23 protein-coding genes are annotated in these 24,025 nt (G+C 56.0%); 12 read left to right on the top strand and 11 right to left on the bottom strand.

Features of this window, described 5'->3' with window-relative positions:
• Positions 1–12: 12 nt before the first annotated feature.
• A complete protein-coding gene (locus tag AC6I8X_RS06815; RefSeq protein WP_299446449.1) occupies positions 13–264 on the bottom strand; it encodes a DUF1418 family protein in 252 nt (83 codons plus the stop codon).
• A gap of 183 nt (positions 265–447) precedes the next feature.
• Here AC6I8X_RS06815 and AC6I8X_RS06810 point away from each other — a divergent pair, with 183 nt between their 5' ends.
• The 3 genes from AC6I8X_RS06810 (at position 448) to AC6I8X_RS06800 (ending at position 2,594) form a co-directional block, all read left to right on the top strand.
• Entirely contained in the window at positions 448–1,224 is a 777-nt protein-coding gene (locus tag AC6I8X_RS06810; RefSeq protein WP_497840777.1) for an MBL fold metallo-hydrolase, read from the top strand.
• 15 nt (positions 1,225–1,239) lie between these two features.
• On the top strand, positions 1,240–2,202 hold the full coding sequence (locus tag AC6I8X_RS06805; RefSeq protein WP_497840776.1) for a GlxA family transcriptional regulator: 963 nt from the start codon (positions 1,240–1,242) through the stop codon (positions 2,200–2,202).
• Positions 2,203–2,330: 128 nt separating this feature from the next.
• Complete coding sequence (locus AC6I8X_RS06800) at positions 2,331–2,594, top strand: GrxA family glutaredoxin (protein WP_013508468.1); 264 nt, start codon at positions 2,331–2,333, stop codon at positions 2,592–2,594.
• Between the two features lie 30 nt (positions 2,595–2,624).
• Here the strand turns inward: AC6I8X_RS06800 and ybjM are convergent, their stop codons facing one another.
• The gene (gene ybjM, locus AC6I8X_RS06795; protein WP_299446460.1) at positions 2,625–2,990 is read right to left on the bottom strand and encodes an inner membrane protein YbjM; all 366 of its coding nucleotides are present in this window, start codon (positions 2,988–2,990) and stop codon (positions 2,625–2,627) included.
• Between the two features lie 255 nt (positions 2,991–3,245).
• Here ybjM and AC6I8X_RS06790 point away from each other — a divergent pair, with 255 nt between their 5' ends.
• The 3 genes from AC6I8X_RS06790 (at position 3,246) to ybjG (ending at position 6,483) form a co-directional block, all read left to right on the top strand.
• The gene (locus AC6I8X_RS06790) at positions 3,246–4,934 is read left to right on the top strand and encodes an aspartate:alanine antiporter (RefSeq protein ID WP_299446462.1); all 1,689 of its coding nucleotides are present in this window, start codon (positions 3,246–3,248) and stop codon (positions 4,932–4,934) included.
• Positions 4,935–5,134: 200 nt separating this feature from the next.
• Entirely contained in the window at positions 5,135–5,878 is a 744-nt protein-coding gene (locus tag AC6I8X_RS06785; protein ID WP_299446465.1) for a phosphatase PAP2 family protein, read from the top strand.
• The gene (gene ybjG, locus AC6I8X_RS06780; RefSeq protein WP_497840775.1) at positions 5,878–6,483 is read left to right on the top strand and encodes an undecaprenyl-diphosphate phosphatase; all 606 of its coding nucleotides are present in this window, start codon (positions 5,878–5,880) and stop codon (positions 6,481–6,483) included. The genes AC6I8X_RS06785 and ybjG overlap by 1 nt, the downstream gene beginning before the upstream one ends.
• Before the next feature lie 58 nt (positions 6,484–6,541).
• Here ybjG and AC6I8X_RS06775 read toward each other — a convergent pair whose 3' ends face one another.
• Positions 6,542–7,747, bottom strand: a complete 1,206-nt coding sequence (locus AC6I8X_RS06775; RefSeq protein ID WP_313686289.1) for a serine hydrolase — start codon at positions 7,745–7,747, stop codon at positions 6,542–6,544.
• 281 nt (positions 7,748–8,028) lie between these two features.
• Here AC6I8X_RS06775 and AC6I8X_RS06770 point away from each other — a divergent pair, with 281 nt between their 5' ends.
• The gene (locus AC6I8X_RS06770) at positions 8,029–8,685 is read left to right on the top strand and encodes an HAD family hydrolase (protein WP_313686306.1); all 657 of its coding nucleotides are present in this window, start codon (positions 8,029–8,031) and stop codon (positions 8,683–8,685) included.
• On the opposite strand, the gene AC6I8X_RS06765 is transcribed toward AC6I8X_RS06770, so the two are convergent.
• The 3 genes from AC6I8X_RS06765 to AC6I8X_RS06755 form a co-directional block, all read right to left on the bottom strand.
• Positions 8,686–9,822, bottom strand: a complete 1,137-nt coding sequence (locus tag AC6I8X_RS06765; protein ID WP_497840774.1) for a PQQ-dependent sugar dehydrogenase — start codon at positions 9,820–9,822, stop codon at positions 8,686–8,688.
• Positions 9,823–9,923: 101 nt separating this feature from the next.
• On the bottom strand, positions 9,924–10,580 hold the full coding sequence (locus AC6I8X_RS06760) for a DUF3313 domain-containing protein (RefSeq protein ID WP_313686285.1): 657 nt from the start codon (positions 10,578–10,580) through the stop codon (positions 9,924–9,926).
• Positions 10,581–10,707: 127 nt separating this feature from the next.
• Complete coding sequence (locus AC6I8X_RS06755) at positions 10,708–11,343, bottom strand: carbonic anhydrase (protein ID WP_299446480.1); 636 nt, start codon at positions 11,341–11,343, stop codon at positions 10,708–10,710.
• Between the two features lie 308 nt (positions 11,344–11,651).
• On the opposite strand from AC6I8X_RS06755, the gene rimO reads away from it, so the two are divergent.
• Both rimO and AC6I8X_RS06745 read left to right on the top strand, forming a co-directional pair.
• The gene (gene rimO, locus AC6I8X_RS06750) at positions 11,652–12,977 is read left to right on the top strand and encodes a 30S ribosomal protein S12 methylthiotransferase RimO (RefSeq protein WP_416412867.1); all 1,326 of its coding nucleotides are present in this window, start codon (positions 11,652–11,654) and stop codon (positions 12,975–12,977) included.
• Positions 12,978–13,094: 117 nt separating this feature from the next.
• Positions 13,095–14,759 carry a methyl-accepting chemotaxis protein gene (locus tag AC6I8X_RS06745; RefSeq protein WP_497840773.1) on the top strand — a complete coding sequence of 555 codons (1,665 nt, stop codon included), beginning with the start codon at positions 13,095–13,097 and terminating at the stop codon, positions 14,757–14,759.
• A gap of 103 nt (positions 14,760–14,862) precedes the next feature.
• On the opposite strand, the gene gsiD is transcribed toward AC6I8X_RS06745, so the two are convergent.
• The 5 genes from gsiD to AC6I8X_RS06720 all read right to left on the bottom strand — a co-directional run bounded on the left by gsiD (position 14,863) and on the right by AC6I8X_RS06720 (position 21,183).
• Complete coding sequence (gene gsiD / locus AC6I8X_RS06740) at positions 14,863–15,768, bottom strand: glutathione ABC transporter permease GsiD (RefSeq protein WP_313690409.1); 906 nt, start codon at positions 15,766–15,768, stop codon at positions 14,863–14,865.
• A gap of 9 nt (positions 15,769–15,777) precedes the next feature.
• Positions 15,778–16,698, bottom strand: a complete 921-nt coding sequence (gene gsiC, locus AC6I8X_RS06735; RefSeq protein WP_299446491.1) for a glutathione ABC transporter permease GsiC — start codon at positions 16,696–16,698, stop codon at positions 15,778–15,780.
• 48 nt (positions 16,699–16,746) lie between these two features.
• Entirely contained in the window at positions 16,747–18,282 is a 1,536-nt protein-coding gene (gene gsiB, locus AC6I8X_RS06730) for a glutathione ABC transporter substrate-binding protein GsiB (RefSeq protein ID WP_299446494.1), read from the bottom strand.
• A gap of 69 nt (positions 18,283–18,351) precedes the next feature.
• The gene (gene gsiA, locus AC6I8X_RS06725) at positions 18,352–20,208 is read right to left on the bottom strand and encodes a glutathione ABC transporter ATP-binding protein GsiA (protein WP_313685392.1); all 1,857 of its coding nucleotides are present in this window, start codon (positions 20,206–20,208) and stop codon (positions 18,352–18,354) included.
• Between the two features lie 9 nt (positions 20,209–20,217).
• Positions 20,218–21,183, bottom strand: coding sequence for an isoaspartyl peptidase/L-asparaginase family protein (locus tag AC6I8X_RS06720; RefSeq protein ID WP_313685390.1), 966 nt, complete (start codon positions 21,181–21,183; stop codon positions 20,218–20,220).
• A gap of 238 nt (positions 21,184–21,421) precedes the next feature.
• Here AC6I8X_RS06720 and AC6I8X_RS06715 point away from each other — a divergent pair, with 238 nt between their 5' ends.
• The 3 genes from AC6I8X_RS06715 to moeB all read left to right on the top strand — a co-directional run bounded on the left by AC6I8X_RS06715 (position 21,422) and on the right by moeB (position 23,917).
• The gene (locus AC6I8X_RS06715) at positions 21,422–21,847 is read left to right on the top strand and encodes a universal stress protein (RefSeq protein ID WP_313685388.1); all 426 of its coding nucleotides are present in this window, start codon (positions 21,422–21,424) and stop codon (positions 21,845–21,847) included.
• A gap of 78 nt (positions 21,848–21,925) precedes the next feature.
• On the top strand, positions 21,926–23,161 hold the full coding sequence (gene moeA / locus AC6I8X_RS06710) for a molybdopterin molybdotransferase MoeA (RefSeq protein WP_313685401.1): 1,236 nt from the start codon (positions 21,926–21,928) through the stop codon (positions 23,159–23,161).
• On the top strand, positions 23,162–23,917 hold the full coding sequence (gene moeB, locus AC6I8X_RS06705; RefSeq protein WP_313685386.1) for a molybdopterin-synthase adenylyltransferase MoeB: 756 nt from the start codon (positions 23,162–23,164) through the stop codon (positions 23,915–23,917).
• The last annotated feature ends 108 nt before the right edge of the window (positions 23,918–24,025 follow it).

Below are 24,025 nucleotides of genomic sequence, written 5' to 3'. Positions count from 1 at the left end.
AATCCTCTCCGGTTACTTCTTTTTGTCGTGTTGATTGAACAACTGTGGGGCCATCGCTTTGGCCGTTCGCCACATCATCAGCCAGGCAGCAGGCAACATCATCACAATGCCGGTAAAAAACAGCACCGTCGCCAGCCGTTTGGCGCTGATCGCCGCAGGTGCGTCGATCCAGCCATTAATCAGCAACAACGCGCCAATCACGGCAATAACGCCCACGGCCTCCAGCAGTAATACCGGTTTCGGTAATCTGGCCAGGTTATTCATGCGATGGCGTTCCCCCCCTGTTCAATCCGTTAAGCCGTCTGTTATAGCGAACCCTGGCGCGCTTGCCTAGCTGTGATCCGATTTCCTGACCTTTTTCCATCGAATGATGGCCCCGGTGCCACTCACCCCCGATCGCGGCAGCTTCTTATACTGGCTCAACAATATTACCGGAGGAGTTAAAAAATGAATCTGACGCAAATTCGTAACGCGACCCTGAGGCTGGATTTTGCCGGCACCCGTTTTCTGATCGACCCGATGTTATCGGAGCAGCATGCCTGGCCAGGCTTTGCCGGTACGCCGCGCTCGCATCTGCGTAATCCGCTGGTGCCGCTGCCGGTTGCCATCGACACCCTGCTGGATGTGGATGTCATCATCGTTACCCATACTCATGAGGATCATTGGGATGAAGCAGCCCAGCGCCTGATCCGCAAAGACCAGGTGATCTATACCCAGCATGAGCGGGACGCCGCGTTGCTGCGCTCACAGGGCTTCACCCAGGTTCACGTACTGGCAGAGAAAAATAGCATGGGGGGCATCACCGTCAGCAAAACAGAGGGCCAGCACGGCAGTGATGAGGCTTACGCTATTCCGCAAGTGGCCGAGCGGCTGGGGGATGCCTGTGGCCTGGTGTTCAGCCACGCAAAGGAAAAAACGCTCTATATTGCTGGCGATACCATCTGGGTTAAACCTTACGAAGATAGCCTGAAAACCTATGCGCCCGAGGTGATTGTGCTGAATATGGGTTACGCCAATATTGACGGACTCGGTGCCATTATTATGGGCAAAGAGGATGCGCTACGGACGCATCAGCGACTCCCTTCGGCTGCCATCGTCGCCTCACATATGGAGGCCATTAACCACTGTCTGCTGAGCCGTGCGGAGCTTCGTGCTTTCGCCGCTGAGAACGCTCTTGAACAACAGCTGTGGGTGCCGGAAGATGGTGAAACGCTGCGCTTTTAACCAGGGTAAGAATCGATGTCCGCTTTACAGGTTGTGGTAATTGCTACCGAAGGTTTCAGCCCCTTCCACTTTTCGGTGCCATTAATGGTATTCGGCAAAGCGATGCCACAGGAGGGATTTTTCCGGGTGACGATTGCCGCTGAGCAGCCGGGGATGATTACCTCTGACAGCGGACTCTCCATCAGCGTGGAGCACGGTCTGGAGTGCCTGACCGGAGCCGATATCGTGATTGTCCCGTTCTGGCAACATCCCTCACAACAGCCATCAGCCGCATTATCAGATGCGTTGACCCAGGCCTGGCAACGCGGGGCGGAAGTGGTGGGATTATGTCTCGGGGCCTATGTGCTGGCGTATAGCGGATTGCTGAATCGCCGCCGCGCCGCAACGCACTGGGAGTTTGAAAAGGATTTTGCCGGACGTTTTCCGCAGATTCATCTCGACAGTAACGCCCTGTATACCAGTGACGAACGCTTGATTACATCAGCGGGGACCGCGGCCGGTATTGATTGCTGCCTGAACATCGTTCGCGAGCATTACGGTTCCGCACTGGCGAACCGGGTCGCCAGAAGGATGGTGATGCCGCCCTACCGCGAAGGCGGCCAGGCGCAGTTTATTGAGCGCGCAGTGCCAGACACCACGCGTGACAGCCAGATTAACGACCTGATCGATTATCTGCGGCGTAATCTGGATAAACGCCACGATCTGGCTTCGCTGGCTGGCATGGTTAACATGAGCCGGCGCACCCTCACCCGTCATTTCTCCCGCGCCACCGGTATGACGCCAGGGGAATGGCTGAGCGCTGAGCGACTGCAACGCAGTCAGGAGCTGCTGGAAACCACCGACCACAGTATCGAAGCAGTGGCAACATTGACGGGTTATCAATCCCCCATCTCATTCCGGCAGAGTTTTAAGGCACGTTTTAACGTCAGTCCCAGCGAATGGCGTCGCACCTTCCGTGGACCGGCAACGCTGCTTTAAGCCTGCGCACATCGAAGCAACAGGTAATTCCTTCTTTATTTAGCGGGCATGCACGGGCATCATGTGTGGCATTATTCACGCTGTGATGTGACATTCATCACAAAACAGCAGCGGAAAGGAGAGAAGCAATGTTTGCAGTGATTTTTGGTCGTCCCGGCTGCCCTTACTGCGTGCGCGCCCAGGAACTGGCCGCCAAACTGACCACCGAGCGTGACGATTTTAATTATCAATACGTTGATATTCAGGTGGAAGGCATTACCAAAGCCGATCTGGAAGCCCGCGCGGGTAAACCGGTTACTACCGTACCGCAGATTTTCCTCGACCAGCAGCATATCGGCGGTTACACCGATTTTGCCGCCTGGACCAAAGAGAATCTGGATTTCGCCGTATAAAACATGGGCCGCTCTGGCCCATTTTTCATTTCACGATCGCATCGCCAGCATGATGCGCAGCAGACGCACCAGTAACGCGCCACAACCCGCCCAGAACAGCGCACTCAAACCCCAGATAATCAGCCAGCCGCTATGGCTCAGGTTCAGTGCCAGCACTACCCACAACGTCCCCAGCACAGTGCCCGCCACGGCGACCCACAGCGTGCTTTTTAACGGGCTCTCCGGGCGCAGCAACGCCACGACGATTCCCGGCAGTAAAAACAGCAACAACTCAGGTTGACCGCCCACGGCCTGAGCGCCTGATGAGGCCCAGAAGTGATGAGCAAAAATAAACATCAGCGTATATAGCATCACACTCAGCACCGATGCAGGCCAGCGATTAGTACGCTGCGACATAACCATCCTCAACTTCACCGTTAACAATATTGAAACTTTTACCGACCCTGTACACCTGAGTGGAAATAAAAAGAAACAGCTGAATGCGGAAGGAATGAAAACTGCCGATAGCTGAGGGTGTTAATTATGATTAGAATGACGCCGCTTCAAAATTCAGTCCCTGCCATCCCGGCAAAACGGGCACCTGCGGTCGGCACAAGATAGCGAAAAACGACCTTTTCATCAACATGTTACAGGTAAATAAGAAGTTAAAGCGTGAATATTAACGTCGCAGAATTGTTAAGCGGAAATGACGTCCTGTTATTATTTGTTGTTTTAGCACTCGGCCTCTGCCTGGGTAAATTACGCCTTGGTTCTGTCCAGCTGGGAAATTCTATTGGTGTATTAGTCGTATCGCTAATTTTAGGTGACCAACATTTCGCCATTAATACCGCAGCCCTGAGCCTGGGTTTTATGCTGTTTATTTTTTGTGTTGGCGTCGAAGCCGGTCCTAACTTTTTTTCGATCTTTTTCCGCGACGGTAAAAACTATTTTATCCTCGCCATCGTCATGGTCGGCAGCGCCCTGCTGCTGGCGTTGCTGCTCGGCAAAGTGTTTGGCTGGGATATTGGCTTAACCGCAGGCATGCTGGCGGGAGCTATGACTTCCACGCCAGTGCTGGTGGGCGCGGGTGACACGCTCCGGCATAGTATCGCGGACAGCCAGCATCTCACCCTGATGCAGGATCATCTCAGCCTGGGTTACGCCATTACCTATCTGGTGGGACTGGTCAGCCTGATTTTTGGCGCACGCTACCTGCCACGCCTGCAACATCAGGATCTGCCAACCTGCGCACAGCAAATCGCCCGTGAACGGGGTCTGGATGCCGATAGCCAGCGCAAAGTGTTCCTGCCGGTGATTCGTGCCTATCGCGTCGGACCGGAACTGGTGGAATGGAGCGGCGGCAAAAATCTGCGCGAGCTGGGCATCCATCGTCAGACCGGTTGTTATATTGAACGTCTGCGCCGTAACGGCATTCTCGCCAGCCCGGATGGTGATGCTCAGCTGCAACTGGGAGATGAAATTTCGCTGGTGGGCTATCCCGATGCCCATGCGCGCCTCGATCCCAGCTTCCGCAACGGTAAAGAAGTATTCGACCGCGACCTGCTGGATATGCGCATCGTTACCGAAGAGATTGTGGTGAAGAACCATAACGCAGTGAATAAACGTCTCAACCACCTGAAGCTGACTGATCACGGCTGTTTCCTCAACCGCGTGATCCGCAGCCAGATTGAGATGCCGATTGATGACAGCATCATGCTGAATAAAGGTGATGTACTCCAGGTGAGCGGCGAAGCGCGTCGCGTGAAAAGCCTGGCTGACCGCATCGGCTTTATCGCCATCCACAGTCAGATGACCGACCTGCTGGCCTTCTGTGCCTTCTTCATTATTGGTTTGATGATCGGCATGATCACTTTCCAGTTCAGCAATTTTAGCTTTGGCATTGGTAACGCTGCCGGACTGCTGTTCGCCGGGATCATGTTGGGTTTCCTGCGCGCCAACCACCCGACCTTTGGTTATATTCCGCAGGGTGCGCTGACCATGGTAAAAGAATTCGGCCTGATGGTGTTTATGGCGGGTGTCGGCCTGAGTGCCGGTAGTGGCCTGCAACACGGACTGGGTAGCGAAGGCGCGCTGATGTTGCTGAGCGGCTTGCTGGTCAGCCTGGTGCCGGTGGTGATTTGCTATTTGTTTGGTGCCTATGTGCTGCGTATGAACCGTGCATTATTGTTCGGCGCGATTATGGGCGCTCGCACCTGCGCACCGGCGATGGAAATTATCAGTGACACGGCGCGCAGCAATATTCCGGCGCTGGGCTATGCCGGAACCTACGCCATTGCCAACGTTTTACTGACCCTCGCGGGTACGTTGATCGTCATTATCTGGCCGATTTTGCCTTTATAAAAATTTTTTGGCGGAGTCCAGAACTTTTTTTGCGGGGTGCAGTCTGAATTATTGCCACTGCTTTTCTTTGAAATCCCCAAATTGAGGAGCCCGCCAGTCTCTGACTGACGGGTTTTTTTATGCCTGTCGATCGTGGCTTAAGGTTCTCTTAAGCGCAGACTGACACCCTGCCACCCTGGTTTCGCTCTGTGCAAAAAATCATGCAACTGTCATCCAAATTAAACAATTCAACAACCCACCTCATGATTAAGAACCCTGCTATTTACCCGCTGTCACGACGCTTTTACGCTATCAACTTTATTTTGCTGGCATTTTTAGCGTCTGTGTTCCTGCTGTGGTCGCGCCATGAAAGTCTCGATATCGCCATCAGCCAGTTTTGGTTTGATCCGCTGACACAGCGCTTCCCGTGGCAGCACAACCGCTGGCTGGACCTGATCAACCATCGCCTGTTGAAAGATGTGATCATCGTCGGTGCCGTGCTGATGCTGTTACGTGGGATTCAGCGCCGCGATGGACGCCGGGTGCTGGTGGCCTTGCTGTTTGGTCTGGGGCCACTGGTGGTCGGAATTCTGAAGGCGCACAGCGCGCACTCCTGTCCATGGGATTTGGCGATGTTTGGTGGCAAAGCGGTGAGCTTTCCCTTACTGGATGCCGTTCCGGCGGATAGCGGTCCCGGTCAGTGTTTCCCCGGCGGGCATGCTTCAAGCGGTTTTGCGGTAATGGGACTGTTCTTCCTGTGGTGGCCGGAGAAGCCACGCCGTGCCCTGCTGGCACTGCTGGCTGGCATCGCGCTGGGCTTGCTAATGGGTTATGGCCAGGTGATGCGCGGTGCGCACTTTTTCTCCCACAACCTGTGGGCGGGCTGGTGGGTCTGGCTGACTCAGATGCTGATTTTTGCTGGCGTTTCTTTTTGGGTAAACAAGACGAGGAACCAGAGAGCGTAATGGAAGAACTCAACCGCACCCTCTTTTTATGGATTAACGCCACACCGGATTCTCCGCAGTGGCTGATAAAACTGGCGACCTTCATCGCGCAGGACCTGATCGCCATTGTGCCGCTCCTGATCGTTGCGCTGTGGCTGTGGGGACCGCGTGAGCAGGTCAGTTCGCAGCGCGCGCTGGTATTGAAAACCGGGATGGCACTGATTTATGCACTCAGCATTGCCTGGTGCATCAGCCAGCTGCTGCCACATCCACGCCCGTTTGTCATCGGCCTGGGACATCAGTTTCTGGCGCATGTCGCTGACGATTCCTATCCCAGCGATCATGGCACTACGATTTTCACCTTTGCCCTGGCGTTTATTTGCTGGCACCGTCTGTGGTCGGGAGTGATTTTACTGCTGGTCGGCAGCGCCATCGCCTGGTCGCGCGTCTACCTCGGCGTACACTGGCCGCTGGATATGCTCGGCGGTTTCCTGGTAGGCATGCTCGGCTGTCTGGCGTCGCATCTCGCCTGGCAGTTGTATGGCGAGCGCATGCTGGCACTGACGCATCAGATGTACCGCGTCTTGTTTGCGATGCCGATTCGTAAAGGATGGATTCGCGAGTAACGGCGACAAGGCGATAACGGCAGGTTAAATCGCGCCGTTATCGCCGCAGAGGTGACAATTAGCTAAACCACTTTCCAAACCAGCCGTTGAATTTCATCATAATGAAATCCCAGATACGGCCAATGAAGCCCCCTTCTGCAACATCCTCCATCGCCACCAGCGGACGTTGTTCCACCGTTTTGCCATCCAACTGAAAATCGATGGTTCCCACCACCTGATTTTTCTTCAGTGGTGCTTCCAGCTGCGGCGAGGTGAGCGTGAAACTGGCTTTCAGGTTTTTCATCTGCCCTTTGGGAAGGGTGATGGCGGCATCCTGGGCGACACCGAGATTGACCTGGCTGCGATCGCCAAACCAGACGCGTTGCTGCGCAAAAGGTTTATCCGCTTTGATCGGCGTGACAGTTTCATAAAAACGAAAACCCCAGGTGAGAAGCTTTTCACTCTCACGGAAGCGGATGGCATCGGTCTGCGCCCCGAGCACCACCGAAATCAGACGCATATCGCCGTCAGTGGCGGACGCCACCAGGTTATTGCCTGCTCCCGAGGTGTGACCGGTTTTGATACCGTCCACGTTGAGATTGGTGCTCCACAACAGCCGGTTGCGGTTCATCTGCTTGATGTGGTTAAAGGTGAACTCTTTTTCTTTATTCAGCGCGTATTCATCCGGCACATCGCGGATCAGCCGCTGACCAATAATCGCCATATCACGCGCGGTACTGTACTGCCCGTCGGCATCCAGCCCATGCACCGTCATAAAATGGGTATTTTGCAGGCCAAAGGCTTTGGCGTAGTTATTCATCAAACCGATAAACGCATCCTGACTGCCCGCCACATAATCGGCCAGCGCGATACAGGCATCGTTACCGGATTGAATTACGACGCCTTTATTTAGCTCAGATACCGGAATGCGATCGCCAGGTTTCAGGAACATCAGCGATGAACCACGTAATTTCGGGTTACCGGTGGCCCAGGCATCCTGACCAATGGTCACCATGTCATTGTTGGTGATTTTTCCGGCTTTCAGCGCCTGGCCCACCACATAGCTGGTCATCATTTTGGTCAGACTGGCGGGGTCGAGGCGTTGATCGGCATTCGATTCGGCCAGAACCTTGCCACTGTTGTAGTCCATCAAAATCCAGGCTTTGGCATCCAGCTGCGGCGCGGCGGGTGCGTCTTCAGCCAGAACGGTAACCGGAACGAGCAATAATAATAAGGAGGATGCAGCCAAAGGCCGCCAGGCAGGGGTGATAGCGAATTTTCTCATGAGCATGACCAGATGTTTGTCCTTGTTAAATATCGTGGTTCTTTGCCAGCAAGACGCACGTAAACCAGAACGCTAACGGTTCGCGCCGGCGAAAAAAACCGTCTGACCGTAAAGTTTTATAGAGTTTATTAGAGTAACCCTGGCACCAACGCCGCCTCGCTGCCAGCATTGATCTGTCGCCATCTGTGAAAAATTGCGAGAAATTCCGATTTTTCGCAGATCAGTTAAGCCAGTCACAAATTTCCGCTAACCTGATTTCAGTCAGCCTGAGGAGAATCATGATGGACTTAGCCGTGTTCGATCTGGACGAAACCCTGATTTGTGAAGACAGCACCAGCCTGTGGCTACGCTGGCTGGTTTCACAGGGTTTTGCCCCCGCCGATCTGATTAACGAAGAACAATCGTTAATGACCCAGTATCACGCCGGTACGCTATCAATAGAAGAATATATGAACACCACCCTCGCCCCGTTAGCCGGTATGGCCACCATGACGGTATCCGGCTGGGTGCGCCGTTTTATCCACCGCGACATTCTGCCGCGGGTCTTTCCCGCCGCGCGCGAACGCATCAACTGGCATCAGCAGCGTGGCGACACGGTGATGATCATTACCGCCAGCGGTGAACATCTGGCCATTCCGATTGCTGAACGCCTTGGCGTCCACGGTGCGCTGGCGATTGGTGTCGAAATTGTCGATGACCGCTATAGCGGCCAGACCTACGGCACCATGACCTACAAAGAAGGTAAAGTGGCGCGGCTGGGCGACTGGAAAGCGCTACAGCAGGACCATCGTTTCGATCGTACCTGGGCGTACAGCGACTCAATGAATGATTTGCCGCTGCTGGCCCATGCCGATCATGCTTATGTGATTAACCCGGACGCCCTGTTGCAACAGGAAGCACAGCAGCGCGGCTGGGAAGTGTGTAACTGGGTACGTTAATTACCCGCGTGGTGTGCTGGCGCTCTCCGCCAGCCCCACTTTCAGCAGCTTGCCGTTGGCCTCATCGGTCAGCACATACAGAAAGCCATCTGGTCCCTGGCGGACATCGCGAATGCGTTCACCGCGATCGGTCAGCAAACGCTGTTCTTCCACCACTTTCTCGCCATTCACCTGTAAGCGAATCAGGCTTTTTTCCTTCAATGCGCCAATAAATAACGAATTCTTCCACTGCGGAAAACGTGCGCTGTTGTAAAACGCCATACCGCTAATAGCCGGTGAGACTTTCCAGTAAAACACCGGTTGTTCAGTACCCGGAACCTCGCCACCTTTGGCTTCCGGGACTTTTTGCCCGCTGTAATCTATGCCCCAGGTCGCCAGCGGCCAGCCGTAGTTTTTGCCTTTTTCCGGGATATTGACTTCATCGCCGCCGCGCGGGCCATGCTCACTCTCCCACATCTGCTGCGTCCAGGGATTGAGCGCCAGCCCCTGTGGATTACGTACACCATAGGCCCAGATTTCACCACGCGCCCCCTGGCGTCCGACAAACGGATTATCCGCTGGAATGTTGCCATCGGCAGTCAGGCGCACAATTTTGCCCGAGAGTTTATCGAGATCCTGCGCACTGCTGCTGGCGAAATTGTCACCGAAGGCAATCCACAAAAAGCCCTGCCTGTCGAACGCCAGCCGCGTGCCCAGGTTGGCCCCACTGGAGAGCTTCGGGGTTTGCTCCAGCACCACCTTAAAATCGCTCAGCTGCCGGTTATCGTCGCTTAGGCGACCAAACCCCACTACGCTCCCGGCACGTCCGCCAGCGTCGGCAGTGGTGTAGCTGAGCCACACGCGGCGACTTTGTGCGAAGTCCGGTGCCAGCACCACATCAAGCAAACCACCCTGCCGATGCGCCCAGACGTTGGGTACGCCGCTGATGGGTGCCGATACACCTTTGCCCGGTTGCCAGCTGCGTAACTGGCCCGACCGTTCGGTAATTAACAGGGTGTGATTATCCGGCAGAAAGGCTATCGACCAGGGATGATCCAGTTTCTCCTGCAAAACCTGCACCTGCACATCAGCCGCCAATGCCGGCAGGGAACAACTTAGCGCACTGCCGAACAGCAACGCCGCTTGCAACAATCGCATGGGTTTCTCCTTTTTCACCGTCTGCCGTTAAGGGTAGTCAGTCAGTAAAAAAGGATGTGCAGGATTTACAAAACATTAAGCCCGGCGCACCGGGCGGCGTTTCATGGGGCAGAGAAGGACACCGCATCACGCACCATTTCATCAATACCTGGGCGGATGTCATTCAGGGTGATCGGCGTTTCACTGTTCGGCAACGTGCGGCCAAAGGCTTTACGTACCACTTTGATTAACGGCTTCCCTGTTTGCGCATCGCTGGCTTCAACTTCCAGATAAAGCGCGCTGTTCTGGGTACGATGGCCGGTCGCCGCCATGGTCCCGGCAATCACTGCGCCAACCGGGATAACCTCATAGAACTGGACGCCCTCGTTTTCACCTGCAACGGCGGTGATGGCCGCTCTCACCACCATGGTATTCGGGCCTTTCTGCGTCACGAGGTTTTTATGCACGGCAATCCCGTCTTTGAGTTTCTGGTCGGCATATTGTCGTATCTGATCCAGCGTCTGCTGGCTGATACGTGTTGTGGGATGTGCAGCCGGGTAATAAACGATCGGGGTATACAGGACGTTGGGATATTTCGCAGCATGGTAATCGGGCGATATCCAGCGCATCGTGGGTTTACCGCTCGCAGATTCCGCCATGGCTAGCTGGCTGTAATCGCCGAGAAATCCTGAATATTGTTTGGTCTCAGTCACATGAGAGGTACAGCCCGCTGTCAAAAAAGCCAGCGTCAATAACGAAATACAGAGATGTGATCGCATACGATAGCCCTTATGAATGAAAATAGCTTTTCAAGCATAGTTTCAGCCATTACGAGCAGTAAGAAAAATTGAAGAAGTGTGAATGACAACCGCCTGGGTTACCGACGTAACGCAGGCGGTGTGGGGATTATTCGAAGCAGGTTTCAGGATTGTCTGACAGGGAAATGAACTCATCACCCCCTTTGGTCAGCGCCATAATTTTGCCGCTCTCGATATCATAAACCCAGCCATGCAGGCGCAGCGTTTTCTTACGTAACGCCACGGCAACAGACGGATGTGTTTTGATATTGTGCAGCTGCGCGATGACGTTCTCTTTTACCATCTCGGTCAGCTTGGTTTCCGGCGTATCGTACTTTTTGTTTTCCACTACCGCACGTGCGGCATCGGCATAACGCAGCCAGTGCTCCACCGCAGGCATGGTATCCATGCAGGAACATTCGGCGATCGCTTTCATCGCACCACAGTTGGAGTGGCCGCAAATGATGATTTCGCTGACACCCAGCGCCACGACCGCATATTCAATCGTCGCAGAAACACCACCCGGCTCCGGTCCGAACGACGGCACAATATTACCGGCATTACGGATAACGAACAGCTGGCCAGGCTCCTGCTGCGTAACCAGTTCCGGCACCAGACGGCTGTCTGAGCAGGAGATAAACAGGGCTTTGGGATTTTGGTTGGACGCCAGACTTTTGAAAAGATCCTTCCTTTCAGGGAACACATTCTGTTGAAAACTCAGAAAACCTTTGATGATCTCTTTCATTTCTCTGCTCTCACATTATCCACTTCGGCCCTGGCAGTGAGGGATTCACCGTCAGCGACGCACATTTTTTTCTAATATCGATAATCACTTATAAATTCCAACCGGGGATTTAAGCAAAATAGCCTGGGGAAGACAACCCCGCCAGCGCTGCGGTTACCCTCGCCCAGCCCGCGACATTGCCCACATCCCGCGTGGTAAGCCGCTTACATAGCCTGGCAAAAAGCCTGACAACTGGCTATACAATTTCCCCTCAGACACCTGTACAATCGCCCCCCTATCCACACTAATTATGATGAATTTTTATTCTTATGAGCCATGTCACCAATCCTCCACGCGTGGGCTTTGTCTCACTCGGCTGCCCAAAAAACCTTGTCGATTCAGAGCGCATCCTGACGGAGCTGCGTACTGAAGGCTATGACGTGGTCCCACGCTACGATGATGCGGAGATCGTCATCGTCAACACCTGTGGATTTATCGACAGCGCCGTGCAGGAATCACTGGAAGCGATTGGTGAAGCGCTGAACGAAAACGGCAAAGTGATCGTGACCGGCTGCCTGGGTGCCAAAGTGGATCAGATCCGCGAAGTTCACCCGAAAGTGCTGGAGATCACCGGACCGCACAGCTATGAGCAGGTGCTGTCGCATGTGCATCACTATGTGCCAAAGCCAGAACACAACCCGTTCCTGAGCCTGGTGCCGCAGCAGGGTGTGAAGCTGACACCGCGCCATTACGCTTACCTGAAAATTTCTGAAGGCTGTAACCATCGCTGCACCTTCTGCATCATTCCATCCATGCGTGGCGATCTTGATAGCCGCCCGATTGGTTCGGTTCTTGATGAAGCCAAACGCCTGGTGGAAGCGGGTGTGAAAGAGCTGCTGGTCATCTCCCAGGATACCTCCGCTTACGGCGTGGATGTGAAGCACCGTACCGGTTTCTGGAATGGCTCACCGGTGAAAACCAGCATGGTTAGCCTGTGTGAGCAGCTGGCAAAACTCGGCGTCTGGGTACGTCTGCATTATGTCTATCCTTACCCGCACGTAGACGATGTCATCCCACTGATGGCGGAAGGTAAACTCCTGCCGTACCTGGATATTCCGCTGCAACACGCCAGCCCGCGCATTCTTAAGCTGATGAAGCGTCCGGGAGCAGTAGAGCGCACGCTGGAACGCATTAAGCGCTGGCGTGAAATTTGCCCGGAACTGACGCTGCGCTCGACCTTTATCGTCGGTTTCCCTGGTGAAACAGAAGAAGATTTCCAGATGCTGCTCGACTTCCTGAAGGAAGCACGCCTTGACCGCGTCGGATGCTTCCAGTACAGCCCGGTTGAAGGTGCCACTGCCAACCAGTTGCCGGACCCGGTGCCGGACGATGTGAAACAGGAACGTTTCGATCGCTTTATGCAGCTGCAGCAGAAGATTTCTGCGGAACGTCTGCAAGAGAAAATAGGTCGCGAAATTCTGGTGATCATCGATGAAGTGGATGAAGAAGGTGCCGTGGGCCGCAGCATGGCCGATGCACCGGAAATTGACGGCGCGGTGTACCTGAATGGTGAGCGTCAGGTGAAAGTCGGTGATGTGGTACGCGTCAAAGTCGAGCACGCCGATGAGTACGACCTGTGGGGTAGCCGCATCTAACCCTCCCTCCTCCCCTATGCCCGTCATAGGGGAATTATTTTCTGCCGACAGTAAAGCGCCTTTCTTTTACACCGATAACCTCTGTACACGCCCCCCTTTTTGCGCAGAGATACCAGGATGCTTAAAAGAATGAAAGTCGTGACCGCCATCATCATGATTCTGGTGGTGTTCACAGCCATGCAGGCCGTTTCCGGCTCCCTGTTTTTAACCTCATTAATTTCAGGACAACGAAACTTCACTACCAGCGATCAACTCTCTCACCAGCAACGCGAACTGGCCGACGGCTGGCAAACGCTGGTCAAAACCCGTGTCACCATCAACCGCGTCGCCATTCGTATTCTGAAGAAGCAAACTGATGCCGCCTCACTGGCCGCCATCAACCAACTGTTAACCGCCGCCGGGGCGTCACTGGATGAAGCGCAGCAGCACTTCACCCAATACAAGAATCTGCCACGCATCGCCGGACAAAGTGATGCTGCAGCGACGCTGGTTGACGCCAGGTTCACCGCAATGGCCAATCTGTTGCAGCAGTCTGCGGTATTCCTGAAGGCGAACGATTACCCTTCCTACGGCAATCTGGATGCTCAGCAGGCGCAGGACGATCTTGAAGACGCCTACAAACAGTGGCGGGCGCAGAATGTCGAACTGCTGGCGCAAGGCAATGCCCAGAATGAAAGCACTTATCACCGCATGATGACCATGGTCGGCGTGATGACGCTGGTGGTGCTGCTGATGCTGGTGGCCGTATGGGTGCTGGTACGCCGCATCCTGCTGACACCGATGAAGTTGCTGCAACAGCAGATGGAACGCTTCGCGGACGGCGATCTTTCCGGCACCTTGCAGGTGGAGGGACGCAGCGAAATGGCCGCACTCGCCACCAGCCTGAACCATATGCAGCAGGCGTTGCTAAGTACCGTCAGCAACGTGCGTGACAGCGCCGACGCGATTTTCAGCAGTGTGACCGAAATCGCCACCGGTAATAACGATCTCTCGGCGCGCACCGAACAGCAGGCCGCTTCACTGGAGGAAACCGCCGCCAGTATGGAGCAGCTCACTGCCACGGTGAAACAGAACGCCGATAATGCCCGTCAGGCTTCACAGCTGGCGAAAACCGCCTCCGACACCGCTGATAAAGGCGGTAACGTGGTCGAGGGTGTGGTGAAGACCATGCGTGATATCGCGGATAGCTCGAAAAAGATCGCCGATATCACCAGCGTGATCGATGGCATTGCTTTCCAGACCAATATTCTGGCGCTGAACGCGGCGGTTGAGGCAGCGCGTGCCGGAGAGCAGGGTCGCGGTTTTGCTGTGGTCGCCGGTGAAGTGCGCAACCTTGCCCAGCGCAGTGCGCAGGCGGCGAAGGAGATAAAGCTGTTGATTGAGAACTCCGTGCAGCGCGTCGATCTCGGTTCGCAGCAGGTCAGCAGCGCCGGTGACACCATGCAGGAAATTGTCAGCGCGGTTACCCGCGTCACCGACATCATGGGCGAGATCGCCTCCGCCTCGGATGAGCAGAGCCGTGGTATTGATCAGATCGGTCAGGCGGTGAATGAGATGGATCGCGTGACGCAGCAGAATGCCACGCTGGTACAGGAATCGGCCAATGCGTCGGCGTCGCTGGAGCAGCAGGCCAGCCGTCTGTCAGCCGCCGTGGCACGCTTCAATACCGGCGCTCGCCAGGTGGCTGCTGCGGTGCTGGTACGTCCGGCAGCGCCTGTTATTGCCCCACGCGCTGCGTTGAAAGCACCCACCACCAGCAACGATAACTGGGAAACCTTTTAAGCTGAAAAACGCGCGATAAATCGCGCCGCTACAAACCGCATCTGACCGTAGCGGCGCGATTTATCGCGCGGTTGTGATGCGGTGCGCATTTATACGCACCGACTTACGTTTTCAGCTTCGGATCCAGCGCATCGCGCAGTCCGTCACCCAGCAGATTAAACGCCAGCACGGTGAGGAAAATCGCCAGGCTGGGGAAAATCGCCACATGCGGGGCAATCACCATATCGGCACGGGCTTCGTTTAACATCGCGCCCCATTCCGGCGTCGGCGGTTGTGCCCCCAGGCCGAGAAAGGACAGGCTGGCGGCGGTGATAATTGACGTACCAATACGCATGGTGAAATAGACCACAATCGAGGAAACCGTACCCGGCAGGATATGGCGCAGGATGATGGTCCAGTCCGATGCGCCGATGCTGCGCGCCGATTCGATATAAGTCTGATGCTTCAGGACCAGGGTGTTGCCACGCACCAGCCGCGCAAACGCCGGGATACTGAAAATGGCTACCGCGACAATCACGTTACTCATGCCGCTACCCATAATCGCCACCACGGCAATCGCCAGCAGTATGCCCGGAAAGGCAAACAACACATCACATACGCGCATGGTGATACGATCCCACCAGCCTTCGTAGTAACCCGCCAGCAGGCCCAGCACGGTACCGATCACCGTGCCGATCGCCACCGAGAAGAAACCGGCAATCAGCGAAATACGCGTCCCGACCAGCACCCGGCTAAAAATATCGCGCCCGAGCGAATCCACGCCAAACCAGTGCACCAGCGACGGGCCTTCATTCAGCCGGTCGTAATCAAAATAGTTTTCCGCATCGAACGGAGCAATCCACGGGGCGATAAACGCCACCACGATCAGCAGCAGCACAAACAATCCGGCCAGCATCGCCACGTGCTGACGACGAAAACGCCGCCAGAATTCGCGCCACGGCGTGCGTACCCGGTTCTCCGTCATCGTCGGCATGATTTTCAATGCCGCTTCGCGTCGCCAGTTTTTCATTGCGACTCCTTACCTGTAGCGAATAGCCGGGTTGATCGCCGCGTACAGCATATCGACAATCAGGTTAATCAGAATGAACTCCAGCGAAAACAGCAATACCTCGGCCTGAATCACCGGATAATCACGCATCTCCACCGAATCCACCAGCAGACGGCCCAGACCGGGCCAGTTGAACACCACTTCCACCACAATTGAGCCGCCGAGCAGAAAGCCAAATTGCAGGCCCATCATGGTCACCACCGGAATCATGGCATTGCGCAGCCCATGTTTGACCACCACCAGTGATTCGCGCACTCCTTTGGCACGCGCGGTACGCATATAATCTTCCTGCATCACCTCGACGAAAGAGGCGCGGGTAAAGCGTGCCATCACCGCCGCCACCGCCGCGCCGAGCGTGATGGAAGGCAAAATATAATGCTGCCAGCTGTCGGCACCGACCGTGGGCAACCAACCGAGATCGACGGAAAAGATTTGCATCAGCAGCATGCCGAGGGCAAACGCCGGAAAGGAGATGCCAGATACCGCCAGCGTCATACCCAGACGGTCCGGCCAGCGATTACGCCAGACGGCCGAGACGATGCCAATCGCCATACCAAACACCACCGCCCATACCATGCTGCTCAGTGTCAGCCACAGCGTAGGGAGAAAACGCGTGGCGATCTCCTCGGAAACCGGGCGTTTCGACACCATCGACTGACCAAAATCCCCCTGCAACGCATTCCAGATAAAATGCCAGAATTGCTGGATCAGCGGTTGATCCAGCCCCAGTTCCTGGCGCACCAGCGCCACCACCGAGGCATCTGCTTCCGGTCCGGCAATCAGCCGTGCCGGATCACCCGGCAGCAGATGGACAAACAGGAACACCAGCACCGCCACAATCAGCAGCGTGGGAATCAGTCCCAGTAATCGTTTGAGAAAATAATTCAGCATGCGAAATCCTGCACGGTATGGCCAGCCGTTGCAGGCTGGCCATAAGGGTTACTTCAGGTCGGCCTCATCAAAATTAAATGAGGTATCAGGCATGACGTAAAAACCGCTCAGGTTTTTGTTATTGGCAGAAAGCAGCTGTTCCACCACCAGCGGGATCCACGGATGATCGTTCCAGATGCGGTCCTGGGCATCTTTATACAGTTTGGCTTTCTGGGAGCGATCGGTGGTTTTCAGCGCATCGGCCAGGTCTTTATCCACCTGCGGATTACTGTAAAACGCAGTGTTGAAGATCGCTGGCGGCCACGAGCTGGTAGCAAACAGCGGCGTCAGCGCCCAGTCCGCTTCACCGGTAGAGGCTGACCAGCCGGTGTAGAACATGCGTACCCCACTCTCTTTCTGTCCTTTGCTTTCCACTTCCGCCGCACGCTGACCGGCATCCATCGCCAGCAGTTTCACCTTCACACCCACCTGTGCCAGCTGCTGCTGCGTGAACTGCAACACTTTCTGCGCAGTGCTGTGGTTGTGTGAAGACCACAGCGTGGTCTCGAAACCGTTGGGATAGCCCGCCTCTTTCAGCAATTCACGCGCTTTGGCCGGATTGTAGGCGATCGCGGGATAGGTCTGCGCGAAGTCGATAGCCGGGGGCACAATGCCGGTCGCTGGGGTGGCATAACCGGCAAATGCCACTTTTGCCAGTGCCTGACGGTTGATGGCGTATTCCAGCGCCTCACGCACCTTCGGGTTGTCGAACGGTTTTTGTGTCACGTTCAGGCTGATATAACGCTGCATAATCGAAGGCGTGGTGACCACATCGAGCTTGCTGTTTTTCTCCAGCAGTTTGGCCTGCTCAAACGGCACCGGGAACGCAAAGGTGGCTTCGCCGGTCTGCAGCATCGCCGCGCGGGTGTTGTTATCCACCACCGGACGCCAGGTGATGCTGTCGAGCTTCGGATAACCTTTTTTCCAGTAGCCATCCCACTTCTTCACTTTCACGAAGTCAGTCTGATTCCAGGTGACAAATTCAAACGGACCGGTGCCCACCGGATGGAAACCGATGTCCTTGCCATATTTCTGCAACGCAGCAGGAGAAATCATCACCGCCGCCGGATGGGCAAGGTTGTTGATAAAGGCGGAGAACGGCTGCTTCAGCGTGATTTTCACCGTCAGCGGATCGACCACTTCGGTTGAAGCCACGTATTTAAACAGGTTGTAGCGCTTGAGGTGATTATCCGGGTTGCTGGCGCGATCGAGGTTGACCTTCACCGCTGCGGCATTGAAATCGGTGCCGTCCTGGAACTTCACGTTGGGACGCAATTTGATGGTGTACGTCAGGCCATCACTGCTGGTTTGATAACTTTCAGCCAGTACATTGGTCAGCTTCATATCTTTATCGAAGCCGAACAATCCCTGATAGAAGGATTTCGCTACCGCCTGCGACAAGGTATCGTTGGCATCGTAGGGGTCGAGGGTGGTGAAGGTGGAGGCCACGGCAATCACTGCATCTTTAGCCGCCCAGGCCGGTAACGCCAGCGCCGAACTTAACAACCCGGCAGTGATAACCCCTTTACGCATAATATTGTGCATCGTTATCGTTCTCCTGTAGTCCCTGTCTTAACGCGACACCGGCCGGTGACGCGGATGAGTTGCTGCTGTTCAGGTGCCGCTGATGGCGTGCCGGGCAACAAAATGTCCCGGAGCCACTTCCTGTAAGGGTGCCACTTCCGGCTCTGCGCCGAGCGGGCGAATCGGGCTGGGGATCTCATCCACCATTAACGCCCGCTCGCGGCGGCGGTGTGCCGGATCGGCAACCGGCACCGCGGCCATCAGTTTTTTGGTGTACGGATGACGTGGCTGCTCAAACACCGCCTGACGCGGCCCCATTTCCACGATCTGTCCCAGATACATCACTGCCACGCGATGGCTGATGCGTTCCACCACCGCCATATCGTGTGAAATAAACAGAAACGCGATGCCAAACTCGCGTTGTAAATCGAGCATCAGGTTGATGATCTGGGCCTGAATCGACACATCCAGCGCTGAGACCGACTCATCAGCAATCACCACTTTGGGGTTGAGCGCCAGCGCACGCGCAATACAAATGCGCTGACGCTGGCCGCCGGAAAATTCGTGCGGATAGCGCTGCGCATGTTCCGGCAGCAGGCCGACGCGCTCCAGCAACCAGGCAACGCGCTGCTCTGCCTGGCGTCGGCTCATCGTCTGATGCACCAGCAGCGGTTCCATGATGGAAAAACCCACCGTCAGACGGGGATCGAGCGACGCATACGGGTCCTGAAAAATGAATTGAATATCGCGACGCAACGCAGCCAGCGCCCGCCCTTCGAGGGCATCGATGCGCTGACCATCAAAGGTGATGGTACCGCCCTGGCTGGCAACCAGCCGCAGCAGGGAACGGCCCGTGGTCGATTTACCACAGCCGGACTCACCCACCAGCGCCAGGGTTTCTCCGGCATACAGATCGAAGCTCACCTTCTCCACCGCATGCACGCGTCGTTTCACCCGGTTCAGCAAGCCGCCACGAATATCGAAACGAGTCACCAGGTCACGCACCTGCAAAATTGGCGGCACATCCAGCCGTACCGTGTCCTGCGGCGTTTCCACTTCGGCACGGCCATCACGGTGAATTAACGGAAATTTGGCAGGCAGCGGCTGACCGTGCATCGCCCCCAGTTTGGGTACAGCGGAGAGCAACGCGCGGGTATAGGGTTGTTGGGGATGGTCGAATAACTGCTGTACCGGTGCACGCTCCACCACATCACCGCGATACATCACCTGCACCCGGTCCGCCATTTCCGCCACCACCCCCATATCGTGGGTGATAAAAATCACCCCCATCTGCATCTCTTTTTGCAGCACACGGATCAGTTGCAGGATCTGCGCCTGGATGGTGACGTCCAGCGCCGTGGTCGGTTCATCGGCAATCAACAGCGCCGGTTTGCAGGACAACGCCATTGCAATCATCACACGCTGACGCATCCCGCCAGAAAGCTGATGGGGATAGCGTCCCAACACGTTTTGCGCTTCCGGTATGCGCACCAGATCCAGCATGTGCCGCGCTTCAGCCAGCGCCTGCTGATGGCTTTTTCCCTGATGCAGACGGATCGATTCGGCGATTTGCTCCCCCACCGTGAACACCGGGTTGAGCGAAGTCATCGGCTCCTGGAAGATCATCGCCATATCGGCACCGCGTACCCGCCGCATCTGGCTGGCGGAGGCGCGCATCACATCCAGTAATTCGCCGTTACGCCGCCGCAGGGTGATCTCACCACTCACGTCTCCCCCCGCCTGCTGAATCAACCGCATCAGCGCCAGCGAGGTGACCGACTTACCTGAACCGGATTCCCCGACCAGCGCCAGGGTTTCACCGCGATGCAGATCCAGCGACAACTGACGCACCGCTTCGGTGATGCGTCCTTCATGCTGAAAACTCACGCTCAGGTCACGTACCGCCAGAACCTGCTCTGGCGTTAACTGCAGCTGCCGATCCGTCATGCCTGCTCCTTAGCTGTCGCGGTAAATGGCTACCTCAACTTCACCACCAACGTAAGCGAATCCCCGGTACATCCCTTCGCTGTTAAACGGCAGGGCCACGTTGCCGTCACAGTCCACCGCAATCAGCCCGCCACTGCCATCCAGCTCCTGCACTTTATCGTGTATCACGTTGGCGCTGGCCTGTTGTAACGTACGTCCGGCGTAACGCATCTGGGCAGCCACGTCATAGGCCGCCAGCGTGCGGATAAACACCTCGCCGGTGCCGGTACAGGAAACGGCCACGCTGTCGTTGCTGGCGTAGCAACCCGCACCCACCAGCGGTGAATCCCCGACACGTCCGGCCTGTTTGTTGGTCATGCCACCGGTCGAGGTGGCGGCGGCGAGGTTGCCATGCAGATCAAGAGCCACTGCGCCTACAGTGCCGAATTTACGATCGGGGTCGAGTGGATCATCGCTGTGACTCTGCGCCGCACCGTCATGATCCAGCACCGCCTGCTCACTACCGAGCGCACGCTGCAACTGTTCCCAGCGTTCTGGCGTCGAGAAAAAGTCGGCTGCCACCATTTCCAGCCCCTGCTGCGTCGCAAACGCCTCAGCACCCGCGCCGATAAACAACACATGAGGGCTGACTTCGAGCACTGCGCGCGCCGCAAGGATCGGATTGCGGATATGGTTAACTCCGGCCACCGCCCCCACTTCCAGCGTTTTGCCGTCCATAATGCTGGCGTCCAGTTCGTGCGTACCCTGGTGGGTAAACACCGCCCCTTTACCGGCATTAAACAACGGACACTCCTCCAGCAGACGGACCGCTTCGGTAACCGCATCCATCGCGCTGCCGCCGTCGGCGAGAATTTGCTGACCGGCTGCGACAATCGCCGTCAGCTGCTGACGATAATATTGCTCTTTTTCGGCGCTCATCGCCGCGCGGGTGATCGCGCCCGCTCCGCCGTGAATGGCGATAACTGCTTTAGTCATACCCGTTACCCTGTCAAGGAATCAGAACCAAAAACACTGATTTAGAATGGTTTTCATTATTTTTTGGCAACTTTCGACTATAGAAAGGCCGTCCAGCCTTGTAAAGCAGAAACTGTGCTGCCGGGTCATAACCTTTTATTGTGGTTTATGCCTTTAAGTTTGACAAAAGCGTGAGCCGCGCCCGGTAAACCGATGGTGGAACACTATACTCACAGCAACGAGGCTACGGGAATCAAGCATGAACACCTATACCCACGCCCTGGTGCTGGTTCAGGGTCACGAAGATGGCTCCCTGTTGCTCCACCAGGCGGTGGTGCTGGCGGAGGCGCTGGCGATGAAAGTCACGCTGGCGCACATCAGCGATGACTTCAGGGAGATGAACTACGTTTCTGACAGCCTGATGAATGATGTGGTATCCGAAGATATTATCCGGGTGAAAGCGCTGATGAGTAAGCTGTCAGCCAGCGTTACTCTGCCTGTCAAATGCCATCAGCTGGTCACCGTGCGTCGCTTCGAAGATGTTGAAAAATGTATCGCTGAACAGCACATCGATTTACTGATTGCCGGACATCGTAACCGCTTTATGGGCGTGCTCACCTCCAGTTCGCTGGAGTACATCAATCGCTTAAACATTGATGTACTGATCAAACATTTGCCACAATAATCTGACCAGCCGCATGTGACTCGACAGCTATTTGCCACCATAATAGGCAGCATCTGACATAACCAGGCTGATATGGACATGGAACCCTTTACCGCAGGCTTAATCTCCCTCGAAGACGCACAGCAAAAAATGCTGGCACAACTCTCCCCGATTACCGACTCCTTGCAGGTGTCCTTATTTGAAGCCGCCGGACGCATCACCGCCGCGCCGGTGTTATCCCCGCTGGATGTGCCGCCGTTCGATAACGCCGCGATGGACGGTTACGCGGTTCGGCTGGCGGATCTCGCCTCAGATCGCGTGCTGCCGGTGGCGGGTAAAGCCTTTGCGGGTGTGCCTTTCAACGATGAATGGCCCGCAGGCAGCGTGATCCGCATTATGACCGGCGCGCCGGTTCCCGCTGGCTGCGACGCGGTGGTGATGCAGGAAGAGACCGAACAACGTGATGGTGGCATTGTGATTACCGCGCCGGTGAAGGACGGACAACATATCCGTCGCAGCGGTGAAGATATCCAGACCGGCAAACAGGTACTGGATGTCGGCGTGCGCCTCGGGGCGGCCGAGCTGCCGTTGCTGGCCTCACTCGGTATCGCCGAGGTCAGCGTGTTGCGCAAACTGCGGGTAGCGATCTTCTCCACCGGCGACGAGTTACAGGCCGTGGGCACGCCGCTGGCGGCAGGACAGATTTACGATACCAACCGCTTCACCGTTTCCCTGATGCTGAAACGCCTCGGCTGTGAAGTCATCGATCTCGGCGTGATTGCGGATGACCCGGAGCAGTTACGCCAGGCATTTAGCGAAGCGGATCGCCAGGCCGATGTGGTGATCAGCACCGGTGGCGTCTCAGTGGGTGAGGCTGATTTCACCAAAGCGATGCTGGAAGAATTGGGTGCCATCACCTTCTGGAAGCTGGCCATCAAACCGGGCAAACCTTTTGCCTTTGGCCGCCTGGCAAACAGCTGGTTCTGTGGCCTGCCGGGTAACCCGGTCTCTGCGGCGGTAACCTTCTATCAACTGGTACAGCCGCTGCTGGCGACCCTCACCGGGCAGAAAACGGCGGTGATGCCACCGCGCCTGCGCGCCAGAGCCGCACAGCGCCTGAAAAAATCACCGGGCCGCCTCGATTTTCAGCGTGGCGTGTTCAGCCGTGGCGCAGACGGTACGCTGGAAGTGCACAGCACCGGACCGCAGGGCTCACATGTCTTCAGTTCATTCGCGCTGGCGAACTGCTTTATCGTGCTGGAACGCGAACGCGGTAATGTTGAGGCGGGTGAATGGGTGGAGGTTGAACCCTTTAACAGCCTGCTGGAGGGATAAATGCACGCTGAGCTGAGCGATGAGGAGATGCTGCGTTACAACCGGCAGATCGTGCTGCGTGGCTTCGATTTTGACGGCCAGGAAAAGCTGAAAGCCGCGCGCGTGCTGGTCATCGGTCTGGGTGGTCTGGGTTGTGCCGCCACCCCTTATCTGGCCGCGTCGGGTGTGGGACATCTCACCCTGCTCGACTTCGATACCGTGGCGCTCAGTAATCTGCAACGTCAGATTCTGCATCGCGACAGCACCATCGGCATGGCAAAAGTGGATTCCGCCGCGCTTCAGTTGGCGGCCATCAACCCGCATTGTTTGCTGGAACCCCTCAATGCGCAGCTCGATGACGATGCGTTGTCAGCGCTGATTGCGCGCCATGATGCAGTGCTGGATTGCAGCGATAATGTTGGCACCCGGGAACAGGTCAATCGCTTGTGCTGGCAGCACCAGGTGCCGCTGATTTCCGCTGCCGCCATTCGCATGGAAGGCCAGCTCAGCGTCTTTACCTGGCAGCCCGGTACGCCCTGCTATCGCTGTATCAGCCGTTTGTTTGGCGAGCAGGCGCTAAGCTGCGTCGAAGCCGGGGTGATGTCACCGCTGGTTGGGGTGATGGGTGCCATGCAGGCGATGGAAACGCTGAAAGTATTGACGGCTTTTGGTACACCGGCCAGCTCACGGTTGCTGATGTACGATGCGTTAAGCGCTGAGTTTCGCAGTATGAAAGTGGCGCAGGACGCGCATTGTGAGGTGTGCGGTAAGGGATAATGGGCACATCAACGTCGCGGCGTGATTTATCCTTTGCTGCGGGTAAAAAAACAGCGCGATAAATCGCGCCGCTACACTCAAGGCCGGGTGCGCAAAATGCGCACCTGG

This window comes from Pantoea sp. X-Soil-TKNS-1280 (assembly GCF_059730475.1).
This window is presented reverse-complemented; position numbering and strand designations above follow the sequence as displayed.